The following is a 13,214-nucleotide window of genomic DNA, read 5'->3' as shown; positions in this document are numbered from 1 at the left end:
CTAATCGGAGGTCCCTGGTGTCTATGAATACCGTTGCGCTGGAGCTGGTGCCTCCCAATGTCGATGGCGGCCTCGACAGGGCATCCGAAGAACTGCAGAAACTGTCCAGGTTCTCGGCGGAATTCGGCATCGACGGGCGTATCGACCACGTGATGATCCCCTCGATGATTGTCGAGGACGGCGATCGCCCGCTGGAGATGAAGCCGAAGCTGGATGTCGTCGACTATTGGTCGATCATCCGGTCAGAGCTGCCGACCATGCGGGGACTGTGCACGCAGGTCACATCCTTCTCGGATGAGACATCGTTGCGGAGCCGGCTGACCGGCCTGACCGACGCCGGGATGGACGGCGTCATCTTCGTCGGTGTACCGCGCACCATGAGCGATGGCGAAGGGTCTGGCATTCCGCCAACCGACGCGTTGTCGAAGTTCGATGACATCGTCGATAACAGGGGAGTGATCCTGATTCCCACGCGCAGTGGAGAACAGGGCCGCTTCTCCTTCAAATGCGATAAGGGCGCCACCTTCGCCATGACCCAACTGCTGTATTCCGATGCGGTCGTTGGCTTTCTGCAAGAGTTCGCGCGCAGCGCGCGAACAGGCCTTCGTCAAGTCGCTGGCCGCCTGTGAACCCGATGCCAGGCGGCCGCAGCTTGTCGATCTCTACAAACGAGTCATCGACGGTGTGGCCGACCTCGGCTTCCCACTGAGCGTGCACTTCGAAGCACCGTATGGTCTTGCCAGACCGGCCTTCGAGACCTTCGCCGAGATGCTGGGGTACTGGTCGCCCGTACGCGAGACCTCCTGACGGAGGAAGGCGCCCGGAATTCCTTTGACCAGGTTGGAATTCGTGGTCAAGACTGCTCGCATGGAACCCATCGAGTTGCACACGGACCGGTTGGTTCTGCGCGCCGTCACCGCCGCCGACGAGGCTGCGGTGGTCCAAGCGTGCAACGACCCGGAGATCACGCACTACCTCCCGCTGCCGGTGCCGTACACCCGTGACGACGCCCAGAGTTTCATCGTCAGGTCGGCGCAGGAGTGGGCGGACAACTCCCGGTATGGGTTCGGGTTTTTCCTGGCGGACACAGGTGATCTCGTCGGCACCTGTTCGCTCAAGTCGATCACACCTGGTGTGGTGGAGGTCGGGTATTGGTCGGCCTCGCAGCATCGCCGCAAGGGGCTCACCACTGAGGCTATTCGGAGACTGTGCCAGTGGGGATTTGATGAGCTGGCAGTCCATCGCATCGAGTGGTGGGCCGTTGTCGGCAACGAGGGTTCACGGGCCGTGGCAGAGGCTGTCGGATTTGAGTTGGAGGGGCTGCTGCGCCAGCGCGCCTATCGGCGAGAGGAACCTGCCGATTGGTGGGTAGGCGGGCTGTTATCTCGGCCCGAGTAGCCGAGTATTGACGCTTGGCGTGATGCTGGCTAACCTTGCGATCGGTACACCGGGTCCGGAGCGTTCGTGCTCCGTTCGCCTATCACCCGGTGCTTTCAGTGATCAACAGGGTTCCGGATCGGAATAAATCTCTTGTATACCTGGGTATTTCACAATGGGAATACCAGTGTTGCGGTAGAACTCCCGAGATCGGCCAGGCTGTCGATTGGCAGGTCTGCGCGTATCCCGCAGAGAGTGGCTACCTGCTGGCCTCGGCGGCGGCAGTCAACTGGGACGAGGACCGCGAGATTATTCGGTTTCCCTACGGGTGTGCGAGCTGGGATCCGACACGCGGAGATCCCGCGAACGCACTGGTAATTCTCTGGGCTACGTGGCATGAGAGTCAAAGCTGGCCCCGGTTGCGTGGCGTTGTCGAGGAACTGTACGACGTGTCGGCCACCACGCATCGAGACGAGTCCGGTTGTATGACCCATCAGCCGACATCGTTTCAGTACCGACCCGTCGAGCTTGCGACGCGATGGCCCGAGGAGCCATCGGTGGGTGAGATCGGGCAGCGGGTGATCACGGGATCGGTTGTGGGGCTGCGCGTGACCTCGTCGCTCGAGCCAACCGACGGTGACATTGAGGCGCTGCGCGACGAGCGGGACCGAGGCCGACGAACGCTGTTTGTTTACGGGCCGCCGGAAGTGTTTGGCGCGGCGATTCCGTCACGGGGAGATCGAGTGACAGTCGATCTCGCAGACCCTCGGCTGAGGGTGGACGATATGCGCGGCTATGCGGGTGTTGTCGCGGGCATTGCCGGCCAAGTTAGTCGTACGGTGCACTCACCAGATGGGCTCTACACCGGCTTCCTCAACATCGACCCGGAGGCGTCTCCGCCGGATGAGTTGTTCATCCAATTGCTGTGCGACAGAATGCCGCACACTCGGCGATCAAACCTATGACGCGAGCGACCGCTGAGGCTTTCCGGAGTACTCGCTCAGTGGTCGGATCAGGGCGTTCGCCGCGGCCTGCTCCATGATGTGTGCGGTCCAGCCGGTAATCCGGCTCATCACGAAAATTGGTGTGAAACAGGGGATGTCGAATCCCATGAGGTAGTAGGCGGGCCCGGTGGGGAAATCCAGATTGGGCTTGATGCCGGTGGCCGCGTCCATCTCGGATTCCAGCACCTTGTAGATCTCGAGCCACCGACGACCGTCACGAACCCGTGCTACGTCCTCCAGTGCGGCACGCATCGTCGGTACCCGGGAATCGCCGTTCTTGTACACGCGATGCCCGAATCCCATGACCTTCTCTTTACGGGTCCGCTTGCCCTGCAACCATTCTGCCGCCTTGGTGGCGTCACCGATCTCGATCATGTCGTGCATGACGGCCTCGTTGGCGCCGCCGTGCAGGGAGCCCTTGAGTGCGCCGATGGCGGCGGTGACCGCGCTGTAGATGTCGGATTGTGTCGAAGTCACCACGCGGGCGGCGAAGGTTGAGGCGTTGAAGCTGTGCTCGGCGTACAGGATCATCGACTGCTCGAACGCCGTGACGATCACCGGATCGGGCACCTCGCCAAAGCACATCCGCAGGAAGTTGGCCGAGTAGCCGAGGTGACTATGGGGCTGAATGGGGTCCAGCCCACGGCGGCGGCGCATGTCGGCCGCGACGATCGTTGGCAGCACCGCGAACATGCGAAGTGACTTGGCGTAGTTGGCTTCCGGTGTGCTGTCGTCCTCGGAGGGGTCCTCGGCTCCTAGGACGCTGATCGCGGTGCGCACCACGTCCATCGGGTGGCAGGTCTCTGGCAACTTGGCCAGCAGCGCCATGAGGGAGCGGTCCAGACGGCGCTGCGCGCGCTCACGTTGGTTGAACAGCGCGAGCTCGCCCTCATTGGGCAGCTCGCCGTGCCACAGCAGGTACGCGACCTGCTCGAAGCTGCATCGGGCGGCCAGATCCTGCACCGGATATCCGCGGTAGGTGAGGGAATTGGTCTCGGGCACCACCTTGGAGATGGCGGTGGTGTCCACCACGACGCCGGCAAGTCCCTTGTGAATGGTCGGGGTCGCGGTGGTCATCGGGCTCCTCCTCCATTGAGGCTGAAATTGAAAATCTCGGTGTCGAACTGGTTGTATTCGGAATAGCGGAGCAGCTCGTACAGGCGGCTGCGGTGCTGCATCTGGTTCAGCAGGCCAGACTGCGTTCCCGCTGAGTCGATTTCGCGAAGGCCCTGCTCTACGGCGAACATCGCCAGGCGCAGGGTTGTGACGGGGTAGATGACGACGTTGTAGCCGACGTCGCGGAGCTGATCTGCCGTCACGAGTTCGGACTTCCCGAATTCGGTCATGTTGGCGAGCAGGGGAACATTGACCGCGGCGCGGAACTTCTCGAACTCGCCGATGTCGCTGAGCGCCTCGGTGAAGATGAGATCCGCGCCCGCATCGGCATAGGCCTTTGCGCGGTCGATTGCCGCGGGCAACCCCTCGATACCCGCCGCGTCGGTGCGGGCGCAGATCACGAAATTGGGGTCGCGCCGGGCGGAAACCGCCGCACGGAGCCGCCGAACCATTTCCGCGGTCTCGACGACGGCCTTGCCGTCAAGATGCCCACACCGCTTGGGATTCACCTGATCCTCCAGATGAAGCCCGGCGACTCCACTGTCTTCGAGAACCGTCACCGTGCGGGCGGCACTCATCGGCTCGCCGAAGCCGGTGTCGGCATCGATCAGCGTCGGCAGGTCGGTGACCGAGGCGATCTGCCGACCTCGAGCCGACACCTCGGTGAGTGTCGTCAACCCGATGTCGGGCAGAGCCAGATCGGCGGACAGTACGGCGCCCGACACGTAAACACCCTCGAACCCGATTTCCTGAATTAGCTTGGCCACCAGGGGCGAAAACGCTCCAGGTAGGCGCAGCAGGTCACCCGAGGCCAAGCCGTCCCGGAATGCGGCGCGCTTGGCGGCCGCATCCGTGGCGGAGGCAAGAAGTGAGGTCACTTAAAGATCCCCTCGGGAGTCGTGGGCGCCTTATCGAGGACGACGGCATCCACGAGCGGATTGAGCGCACCCAGCGAGCCTGCCTTCAGGTCGGCCAATCCCTGCGCCACGGAAAGGAATCGATCCTGCTCACGCTGTTCGATGACGCCGTCGGACAAGACCGTGAACTTGTTGACGTAGTTCTCCCGGGCGAAGGGGCGTGCTCCCAACGGATGGGCGTCGGCGATCGCCAGCTCGTCGGTGATCACCTCGCCGTTCTTGAGAGTGACGACGGCCTTGCAGCCGAAGGCCTTCTCGTCGGGGTTGGCGGAGTGATAACGGCGAGTCCACTCCGGATCCTCGACGGTGCTGATCTTGTTCCAGAGCTCGATGGTCTCGGAACGATGCGCGCGCTCGGGGGCGTACGAGCGCTCGTGGTGCCAGGTGCCGTCTTCGAGTGCGACGGCGAAGATGTACATCACCGAGTGATCGAGCGTCTCGCGCGAGGCGTCGGGGTCGAACTTCTGCGGATCGTTTGATCCAGTCCCGATCACCACGTGCGTGTGGTGGCTGGTGTGCAGCACGATCGTCGCGATCTGCGAAAGGTCGCCGATGCGCTCACGCATTCTGCGGGCCAGGTCAATGGGAGCCTGGCTCTGGTACTCGGCCGAATGCTCCTTGGTGTAGCTGTCCAGGATGGCGCGCTTTTCCTCGCCGGGGCCCGGCAGCGGAACTTCGTAGACCTTCTCGGGACCGCCGAGCAGCCAGGCGATTACGCCGTCCTCGCCCTCCCAGATCGGGGACGGCGCACCCTCGCCGCGCATCGCGCGGTCGACGGCTTCGATCGCGACCTTGCCGGCCCAGGCCGGTGCGTACGCCTTCCAGCTGGAAATGAGCCCCTTGCGGGACTGCCGGGTCGCAGTCGTCAGGTGCAGGGCCTGACCAATGGCCTGGTAGATCGTCTCGGTGTCGAGCTTCAGCATGGTGCCCAGGCCGGCGGCCACTGAGGGGCCGAGGTGTGCGACGTGGTCGATCTTGTGCTCGTGCAGACAGATTCCACGTGTGAGGTTGATCTGAGTTTCGTATGCGGTGGCCAGACCGCGAATGAGATCGGCTCCGCCGATGCCGAGCTGCTGGGCCACGGCCACCAACGGCGGAATGTTGTCGCCGGGGTGCGAGTAGTCGGCGGCCAGGAAGGTGTCGTGAAAGTCCAGCTCGCGTACGGCGACGCCGTTGGCCCATGCTGCCCACTCGGCCGAGTAGCCACCGCTGACACCGAAGACGTTGGCACCGCGTCCACCGGAAGACACCGCGTGTGCCTGCGCCTGGCGGCGTGCGACGGTGACGGGACGGCGGATGACCGAAGCGGCGCTGACGGCGGCGTTGTCGATGATCCGGTTGATGACCATCGCTTCGGTGTAGGCGGGAACGGCAACGGGGTCCGAAGCGACCTCGGCGATCTTCCAGGCGAGGTGTTGGTCGCGGGGGAAGTCGTCGGCGCTGCGGCGGGTGTGTACAGAGTGAACGTGCATGATCCGCACATTACGCACGTGGTTAGTGGATAAAAAGACCATGTAAATGCGTATTTCTGTATCCTTAGTTGGCATATCTTGCAAACATTGCAAATAGATGTGGAGTTATCCTGACGACATGTCCAGACCGTTCGCCGGAGCGCGGTTGCGGAGGTTGCGCGAGGAGCGTGGCCTGACGCAAGCGGCGCTCGCGCGTGTTCTGGATTTGTCGACGAGCTACGTCAATCAGCTGGAGAACGATGCGCGTCCCGTGACGGTTGCGGTACTGCTGCGGCTCACCGAACGGTTCGACCTCTCGCCGCACTACTTCTCCCCGGACTCCGATGCCCGGCTTGTCGCGGATCTTGGCGAGATATTCACCGAGGCGTCCGTGGGTGAGGTGAGTGATCTGCAGCTCGAGGAGCTGGTCGCCCGAATGCCATCGGTGGGTCAGACCCTGGTGGGCATGCACCGCAGGCTGCGGGATGTCACTGCGGAGCTGGAGAGCTATCGCGCGACCGAGAACGCGGCAACAATCGGTGACTCGATACGAGAGCCGCTGCGTCCCATGCCGTTCGAGGAGGTCCGCGACTTCTTCTACGATCACAAGAACTATCTCGGTGAGCTCGACACTGCCGCTGAAGATCTATTCGAGCATTACGGTTTGCACATCGGTGGGCTTGACGCGCAGCTGGCTACGGTGTTGAAGCAAGATTATGGCATCGCGGTGACCGTGACCAAGGGTGGGGCACTTTCGGATTCGTCCAAACGCCGGTTCGACACGGATGCTGGGGTTTTGCGTATCGCGCATTGGCTCACGCCCGGTCAGCGTGCATTCCAGATGGCCACCCAACTGGCTCTGTTGACGCAGACCGAGACGATGGCGGCCATCCTCTCCGGTGCCGAGCAGCTCAGCCCGGAGGCCATTGGCGTCGCCCGGATCGGCCTGGCCAACTACTTCGCCGGTGCATTCCTCTTGCCCTACAAACAATTTCACCATGCTGCGGAATTCAGTCGGTACGACGTCGACATTCTGGCACGCCAATTCGAGGTCGGACACGAGACCGTCTGTCACCGGCTGTCCACGCTGCAACGTCCCTCCATGCGTGGGGTTCCGTTCATCCTGGTGCGCACCGACCGCGCGGGGAATATTTCGAAACGTCAATCCGCCACGGCATTTCACTTCTCCAGAGTGGGTGGAAACTGCCCGCTGTGGGTCGTGCACGAGGCGTTTTCAAACCCTGGGCAGTTTGTGACCCAGGTCGCCGAGATGCCCGATGGCCGCACGTACTTCTGGGTCGCACGCACGAGCAGCACGTCAACCGGTGGATTTCTGAGCACGCCGAAGTCGTTCGCGATCGGGCTGGGATGCGATATCGCCCACGCCCATCGTCTGGTGTATTCGACAGGAATCGCGATCGACGATCCGGCAACCGCCGTGCCGATTGGCCCGGGCTGCAAGGTGTGCGTGCGCGAATCCTGCGCACAACGTGCGTTTCCCTACATTGGCCGCAGCGTCCACGTCGACGAGGACGCCAGCAGCCGCCTGCCCTATACCTGATCGGCGTGCCGCAGCACGGTGGGCGCGGCGGCGATCAGGGCGATCAACTGAATCACGCCGACCACCGCGATGAGCATGGGAATGGACACCTCGTAGAGGTAACCCGTGAGCGTCCCGCCGATCGCGGTCGCCGTGCCGAGTACGGCCGCATAGACCCCGTATGCGGTGGCCCGGCGCGGCGACGGGACGAGGTCTGCGACCACAGCGCGCAGGGTGGATTCCTGAATCCCGGCGGCGGTACCCCACAGCAGCGCGCCGAGCACGATACCTACCAACGAGTCCGTGAATGCCAGCATGGGTACGGCGGCGCCGACGATGGGCAGAACCACAAGGGTTTTCGGTCCTATGCGGTCATATGCCCAGCCGGAGAACAGGGCGGCGACAGCCGCAGCGGCCATTGCGACGGCGTATACCAACGGCACCGCGGCGGGCGCGAGGACGCCGCGATCGACCATGTGAAACGACAGCACGCCAAAGGTCGCGAATCCGGATACGGTGATCCCGGAGAATCCCGCGTACAGCCAAAACTTCAACGGCAGTTGGAGTTTGTGGCGTACGGCCGATGTGCTGTGGGTATCCGCGGCGTCCTCATACCGTTCGGGGTGAGGTACTCGCCGGCGAAGCCAGAACAGCAGGGCCAATGCCGCCGCTCCAGGAATCGCCAGCACGGCGAATGTCGGCAGGTAATTCCCCTGGGTGAGGGCGAGCATGCCGGCGACCACCAGCGGGCCGGTGATCGCGCCGACCTGGTCCATGGCTTCATGTACCGCGAAACCCTTGCCGCGGCCGGTGACTGAGGTGGCGTGCGAGAGCAAGGTGTCCTTGGCTGGGCTGCGTACCGCCTTACCCACCCGTTCGGCGATCACCAAAGTGGCGGCAACCCAGAGCGCGCTGGCCATCCCCAGGAACGGGACCGTGACCACCGTGAGCGCATATCCGGCGATGGTCCAGCTCCAGAACATGCGGCTGCGGTCGGTGAGGGGGCCTGACACCAGACGCAGCGCCAGTGCCGCGGCCTCGCCGATTCCGGTCACCACACCCACGACGAGAGCAGTTGCCCCGAGCGATGCCAGGAGCGGGCCGGTGATCGAGCGTGCGCCCTCGTAGACGATGTCGGCGAACATGCTGATGACGCCAAAGGTGGTGACGAATCGCCAAGCCGAAAGGCGTTGTGGCACAGCTGGGTAATTTATTCTATCCACCGTCTTACCTGCTCGGCGATCCACGCGCCGTCGTCGAGGGGAAGGTCGTGTCCGGCGGAAGTATGTACCGCCAGGGGGGCACCGAATGCGCTGGCGATCGTGCTTGATGCGGAGGAACTCACAAGCCGATCGTGTGCGGAGGTCAGAACCAGCAGCGGAGTGTCGATGCGTTTCGGCATCCGGAAGCCGATGGCCGCGGTGATCTGGCGGGCGATGCTGGCGCTCGAGGGACGCTGAGTCTGCAGGTAGTCCGCCCACCGCTGGGACAGTGCGTCGAGATCGAGGTCGGGGTTATTGGCGGTCTGCTCCAGGATCGCGCGTTCGCGCGGCACGTCGGCACGGAACCGTCCGAGCACCAGGTTGGGAATCGACGACGGCAAGAACCGCTGCCACACCGGCGTCGCGGCGGTGCTCGAATTGATGATGACGGCGCGCTCGAAATCCCCGGGATAGCGCGCGCACCAATCGAGTCCGATCATGCCGCCCAGAGATATGGAGAGCAGCGACCATGTATCGCTGCCACGGTCCAGCCGGGACCGGATGTCGTCCGTGATCGCCGAGATGTTCGCGGGCGAGGTGCGGTGGAACTCGGTGCCGAATCCGGGCGCATCCAGGCATTCCACCTGAACACCAAGTGATTCGGCGAAGACGTGCGGGAACTGCTCCCAGTGGCGCTTCTCGCGGCTCAGGCCACGCAGCAGCAGCCACCGTGTCATCGCTTGATGCCCACCGTGAGCCGATCGAACTCCACGAAGGGAAGGGTGAAGGGATGACGCACCGGTCGCTGCACCGCAACCTCGAATCCGGCGGTTTCGAACATCTGACGCATCTCGGCCTTCGACGGAACGCTTGCGGGCACGCGGTCGCCGAAAATCCGGCGCAGGAGCGGCGCGGAGGCACGATCGGGCGTGAAAGTGGTGATCGCGGTGAATCCGCCGGGCGCCAGCACGCGATGGAACTCGGCGAGTGCAGCGGGCTGATCAAAGAAATGGAACGCCGAGGTGGACACCACCGCGTCCAACGCACCGTCGTCGAACGGCAGCTTCTCGGCAGGCGCGAACTGCCAGTCGACAAGCGCCGAACGGGCCTTCGCCTGGGCGAGCATTCCTTCGGACATATCGACCCCGTGCACCTGCTCGGGTTCGAGTTCCTCCTGGATGCGGGTGGCCAGAATGCCGGTACCGCAGGCGATATCAACGACTCGCTGAGACTCGTGGTGACGCAGCAGGGCAAGCATCTCGTCCTGTGCGGGTCGGTACACCCATTGTTGTAGCGGTGCCCAGTCGTACGCCTTGGCGGCGCGCCCCCAGAACCGCGTCACCTGGTCATTGAAAGCTCGCCGTTGAACCGTCGTCATGCGCACAAGGTACGCCAGCAACCAGGGGGTCGCCAGACGGGTGCGGTCACCGCGCGGTGACGTTGACCCGGTCGGTGTAGAAGGCCAGATGACGGGCGATCTGGGACACCGCCGGGTACGGGTCTTCGTACGTCCAGACGGCGTCTTCGATCGTTCCCTCGGGTGTGTGCACCGAGTAATACGACGCCTCGCCCTTGTACGGGCAATAGGTGTGGGTATCGGTGCGCTGTAGTACCGCCCAGTTCACCGCGTCGGGTGGGAGGTAGTACACGGGTGGGTAGGTGGCCTCCTGCAGCCGCAGCGCATTGGTGGTGTCGGCGATGGTGAGATCGCCGGACGTGACCACGACGCGGGTGTTGGAGGGCACGATATCGATGGGGTGGTCCGGGCCGGGAACCAGATGCGGCCTGTCGGTGGTGGACATATTTCCGAGGGTAGGCTTCCCTGGCTCTGCAGGTTTGAGCGGCTGTACCGCTTCAGTTCCTGGCCGGGGCAAGGCCCCCGGGCGCTAGGGTCTGCGACATGGCTGCGGATGCTGACCGAAGTGACCCCGACGAGCTGTTCGGTATCGACGCGCTGCTCAGCGACGAGGAACGTGCGATTCGCAATAGCGTGCGTGCGCTGGTTCAGGCGCGCGTAGTTCCGAACGTCCAGCGCTGGTATGAACATGGTGATCTACCCGTGCGCAAGCTTGCACTGGAGCTGGGCAAGATCGGTGTGCTCGGCATGCACCTGCAGGGTTATGGGTGCTCCGGAACATCCTCTCTGGCATACGGACTGGCGTGCATGGAGCTCGAGGCTGGCGACTCGGGCATCCGTTCACTGGTCAGTGTGCAGGGATCACTGGCGATGTATGCCATCTACGCCTACGGAAGCGATGCGCAGAAACAGAAATGGCTGCCCCGGATGGCGACGGGGGAGGAGCTGGGATGCTTCGGACTGACCGAACCGGATTTCGGGTCCAATCCCGGTGGAATGCGCACGCATGCCCGGCGCGATGGCAGCGACTGGATCATCAACGGCACCAAGATGTGGATCACCAACGGGTCGATCGCCGACGTCGCCGTCATCTGGGCGCAGACTGACGACGGAGTACGCGGTTTCCTGGTATCAACCGATTCTGCGGGATTCAACGCCGAGACCATCCGGTCCAAGATGTCCTTGCGCGCGTCGGTGACCGCTGAACTCAGTCTCAGCGATGTGCGGGTGCCGGAGAAGAACCGGCTACCGCTGGCGATCGGGCTCAAGGCGCCACTGTCCTGTCTCAACGAAGCTCGCTTTGGCATCATCTTCGGCTCGATGGGCGCGGCGCGTGAATGTCTGCGCACGGCACTCGATTACGCGCAGACCCGAGAACAGTTCGATCGCCCGATCGCCGGATTCCAGTTGACCCAGGAGAAGCTGGCCAACATGACGCTGGAATACGGCAAGGGGCTGCTGCTGGCATTGCATCTGGGGCGTCGTAAGGACGCGGATACGTTGACCACCCCACAGGTCAGCCTGGGCAAGCTCAACAATGTGCGCGAGGCCATCGAGATTGCCAGAACGGCCAGGACAATCCTTGGCGCGAACGGCATTTCGGGGGAGTACCCGGTGATGCGACATGCCAACAACCTGGAGTCGGTGTTGACCTACGAGGGCACCAGCGAGATGCACACGCTGGTCATCGGCCAGGCACTCACCGGTATCCCGGCGTTCCGTTAGGTCAGCGCCCGAACGCAGACACGCCGCCTAGCTGCGGAATCGTGCGATACGAATCCGCAGCTAGGCTGCGTGTCAGGGAAAGAAGTGGATCAGTACTTGCCGAGGGCGATCGCCACGTTGTGGCCACCGAACCCGAACGAGTTGTTGATCGCGTACTTGTAGTCGCCCTTGCGGGGTTCCTTGCTGACGATGTCCAGTTCGATCTCCGGATCGGGCGTCTCGTAATTCAGGGTGGGCGGAATGATGCCCTCCTGCAATGACTTCACCGTGATGACGGCTTCGACGGCACCGACCGCACCCACCGAGTGCCCGAGGGCACCCTTGGGTGCGTAGACCGCGGCGTGGTGCAGGTTGGAGTTGTGGATGGCCTTGCCCTCGGCGACATCGCCCACGCTTGTCGCGGTGGCATGGGCGTTGACATGATCGATGTCCTTGGCATCCAGCCCGGCGGTCTCCAGGGCGCGGTTCATTGCCTTGGCGGCGCCAATTCCGTCCGGATGCGGTGCCACCACGTGGAAACCGTCCGACGTGATGCCGGCACCGAGAAGACGAGCGTAAATTCGCGCTCCCCGCGCCTTGGCGTGCTCCTCGGTCTCGATGACCATGAGCGCAGCGCCCTCGCCGAAGACGAAGCCGGTGCGATTCTTGTCGAACGGACGCGACGCACCCGCGGGGTTGTCGTTGTCGGTGGACATCACGATGCGCATGTTGGCGAACGCCGCGATCGGGACCGCCTCGATAGCTGCCTCGACCCCGCCGCAGATGGCGATATCGGCATCGCCGTAAGCGATCTGACGCCACGCGTGCGCAATGCCCTCATTGCCCGACGCGCACGCCGACACCGGCGTGATGACACCGCCGCGGGCCTTGCGCTCCAGCCCGATGACCGCAGCCGCTCCGTTAGGCATGAACATCTGAACGGCCAGGGGCGAAACGACTTTCGTGCCCTTGGCACGCATCTCGTCGTAGGCCTCGACCATCTTCTCGGCGCCGCCGAGACCGGTGCCGACCGATACCGCGAGGCGTTCCAGGTCGACGTCGGGAGCTCCGGCGTCCTCCCAGACCTGGCGGCCCAGGATCGCCGCCAAGCGCTGGACATAGGACAGTCGACGGTGCTCGATCTTCGTCATGTCTTTGTCGAAGTCGCGGACCTTAAGGTGTCCGCCGATCTTCACGGGCAAGTTGTAGTGGGCGACGAAGTCGTCTTCGAGGGTGCGGATGCCGCTCTCGCCGGCGAGCAGTCCCTTCCAGGTGCCCTCGACATCCGGTGCGATCGACGTCGTCATGGCCATGCCGGTCACGACGATGTTCGGAAAGCCGCCGTTTGCGGTAGATGGTTTGGTCATTATTGACATCCCCCCGTGGACATGCACGTGGCAAGCACGTTCTATCCCCTTTCGAACTTCATCTGAGCTATCTCTTGGAGCGGATTTTAGTAAGCCCACTGCCAGCGAACTTCGCCAGGGTGGGTCGTCAAACGGATTCGATGATGAACCCTATGCCAGATCTGTGTAGGAACTGCATA

At 63.3% G+C, this 13,214-nt stretch carries 12 protein-coding genes and 1 pseudogene; 5 read left to right on the top strand and 8 right to left on the bottom strand.

Annotation, left to right across the window (positions count from 1 at the left end):
- Positions 1-17 precede the first annotated feature (17 nt).
- The 3 genes and pseudogenes from B4394_RS07775 to B4394_RS07765 all read left to right on the top strand — a co-directional run bounded on the left by B4394_RS07775 (position 18) and on the right by B4394_RS07765 (position 2,342).
- Positions 18-807 (top strand): annotated as a pseudogene (locus B4394_RS07775) (mycobacterial-type methylenetetrahydrofolate reductase).
- A 60-nt stretch (positions 808-867) separates the two neighbouring features.
- The gene (locus B4394_RS07770) at positions 868-1,398 is read left to right on the top strand and encodes a GNAT family N-acetyltransferase (RefSeq protein WP_078314758.1); all 531 of its coding nucleotides are present in this window, start codon (positions 868-870) and stop codon (positions 1,396-1,398) included.
- 89 nt (positions 1,399-1,487) lie between these two features.
- Positions 1,488-2,342, top strand: coding sequence for a DUF6578 domain-containing protein (locus B4394_RS07765; RefSeq protein ID WP_170915061.1), 855 nt, complete (start codon positions 1,488-1,490; stop codon positions 2,340-2,342).
- Here the strand turns inward: B4394_RS07765 and B4394_RS07760 are convergent.
- Genes B4394_RS07760 through prpD form a run of 3 tightly spaced genes read right to left on the bottom strand, consistent with a single transcriptional unit; the run spans position 2,337 to position 5,886 of the window.
- Positions 2,337-3,458: a bifunctional 2-methylcitrate synthase/citrate synthase gene (locus tag B4394_RS07760; protein WP_078314662.1), complete on the bottom strand. Its 1,122-nt coding sequence runs from the start codon at positions 3,456-3,458 to the stop codon at positions 2,337-2,339. The genes B4394_RS07765 and B4394_RS07760 overlap by 6 nt on opposite strands.
- Positions 3,455-4,375, bottom strand: a complete 921-nt coding sequence (gene prpB / locus B4394_RS07755; protein ID WP_078312189.1) for a methylisocitrate lyase — start codon at positions 4,373-4,375, stop codon at positions 3,455-3,457. Before prpB ends, B4394_RS07760 begins: the two co-directional genes overlap by 4 nt.
- A complete protein-coding gene (prpD, locus tag B4394_RS07750; RefSeq protein WP_078314757.1) occupies positions 4,372-5,886 on the bottom strand; it encodes a 2-methylcitrate dehydratase PrpD in 1,515 nt (504 codons plus the stop codon). Before prpD ends, prpB begins: the two co-directional genes overlap by 4 nt.
- Before the next feature lie 118 nt (positions 5,887-6,004).
- Here prpD and B4394_RS07745 point away from each other — a divergent pair, with 118 nt between their 5' ends.
- Positions 6,005-7,426, top strand: a complete 1,422-nt coding sequence (locus tag B4394_RS07745; protein ID WP_078314661.1) for a short-chain fatty acyl-CoA regulator family protein — start codon at positions 6,005-6,007, stop codon at positions 7,424-7,426.
- Here the strand turns inward: B4394_RS07745 and B4394_RS07740 are convergent.
- The 4 genes from B4394_RS07740 to B4394_RS07725 are packed head-to-tail and all read right to left on the bottom strand — an operon-like array spanning position 7,417 to position 10,409.
- Positions 7,417-8,604, bottom strand: coding sequence for an MFS transporter (locus B4394_RS07740; RefSeq protein WP_078314660.1), 1,188 nt, complete (start codon positions 8,602-8,604; stop codon positions 7,417-7,419). The two genes, B4394_RS07745 and B4394_RS07740, sit on opposite strands and share 10 nt — an antisense overlap.
- A gap of 11 nt (positions 8,605-8,615) precedes the next feature.
- Positions 8,616-9,344, bottom strand: a complete 729-nt coding sequence (locus tag B4394_RS07735; RefSeq protein ID WP_078314659.1) for an alpha/beta fold hydrolase — start codon at positions 9,342-9,344, stop codon at positions 8,616-8,618.
- Positions 9,341-9,985: a class I SAM-dependent methyltransferase gene (locus tag B4394_RS07730; RefSeq protein ID WP_078312193.1), complete on the bottom strand. Its 645-nt coding sequence runs from the start codon at positions 9,983-9,985 to the stop codon at positions 9,341-9,343. The genes B4394_RS07735 and B4394_RS07730 overlap by 4 nt, the downstream gene beginning before the upstream one ends.
- 46 nt (positions 9,986-10,031) lie before the next feature.
- The gene (locus B4394_RS07725) at positions 10,032-10,409 is read right to left on the bottom strand and encodes a DUF427 domain-containing protein (protein WP_078312194.1); all 378 of its coding nucleotides are present in this window, start codon (positions 10,407-10,409) and stop codon (positions 10,032-10,034) included.
- Positions 10,410-10,507: 98 nt separating this feature from the next.
- Here B4394_RS07725 and B4394_RS07720 point away from each other — a divergent pair, with 98 nt between their 5' ends.
- Positions 10,508-11,689 (top strand): acyl-CoA dehydrogenase family protein, encoded by a 1,182-nt coding sequence (locus tag B4394_RS07720; RefSeq protein ID WP_078314658.1) that lies wholly within the window; start codon positions 10,508-10,510, stop codon positions 11,687-11,689.
- 89 nt (positions 11,690-11,778) lie between these two features.
- On the opposite strand, the gene B4394_RS07715 is transcribed toward B4394_RS07720, so the two are convergent.
- A complete protein-coding gene (locus tag B4394_RS07715; protein ID WP_078312196.1) occupies positions 11,779-13,035 on the bottom strand; it encodes a KasA/KasB family beta-ketoacyl-ACP synthase in 1,257 nt (418 codons plus the stop codon).
- Between the last annotated feature and the right edge of the window lie 179 nt (positions 13,036-13,214).

The sequence above is a fragment of the Mycobacterium sp. D16Q16 genome, from assembly GCF_002013745.1.
Lineage (GTDB): Bacteria > Actinomycetota > Actinomycetes > Mycobacteriales > Mycobacteriaceae > Mycobacterium.
The sequence above is the reverse complement of the archived record's forward strand: the minus strand, read 5'-3'. Positions and strand labels throughout refer to the sequence as shown.

What these genes read in the sequence shown, in the direction of transcription:
- B4394_RS07770 (WP_078314758.1), top strand. Translation starts at nt 868, where the DNA reads ATGGAACCCATCGAGTTGCACACGGACCGGTTGGTTCTGCGCGCCGTC.
- B4394_RS07760 (WP_078314662.1), bottom strand. Translation starts at nt 3,458, where the DNA reads ATGACCACCGCGACCCCGACCATTCACAAGGGACTTGCCGGCGTCGTG.
- prpD (WP_078314757.1), bottom strand. Translation starts at nt 5,886, where the DNA reads ATGCACGTTCACTCTGTACACACCCGCCGCAGCGCCGACGACTTCCCC.
- B4394_RS07745 (WP_078314661.1), top strand. Translation starts at nt 6,005, where the DNA reads ATGTCCAGACCGTTCGCCGGAGCGCGGTTGCGGAGGTTGCGCGAGGAG.
- B4394_RS07735 (WP_078314659.1), bottom strand. Translation starts at nt 9,344, where the DNA reads ATGACACGGTGGCTGCTGCTGCGTGGCCTGAGCCGCGAGAAGCGCCAC.
- B4394_RS07730 (WP_078312193.1), bottom strand. Translation starts at nt 9,985, where the DNA reads ATGACGACGGTTCAACGGCGAGCTTTCAATGACCAGGTGACGCGGTTC.
- B4394_RS07725 (WP_078312194.1), bottom strand. Translation starts at nt 10,409, where the DNA reads ATGTCCACCACCGACAGGCCGCATCTGGTTCCCGGCCCGGACCACCCC.
- B4394_RS07720 (WP_078314658.1), top strand. Translation starts at nt 10,508, where the DNA reads ATGGCTGCGGATGCTGACCGAAGTGACCCCGACGAGCTGTTCGGTATC.
- B4394_RS07715 (WP_078312196.1), bottom strand. Translation starts at nt 13,035, where the DNA reads ATGACCAAACCATCTACCGCAAACGGCGGCTTTCCGAACATCGTCGTG.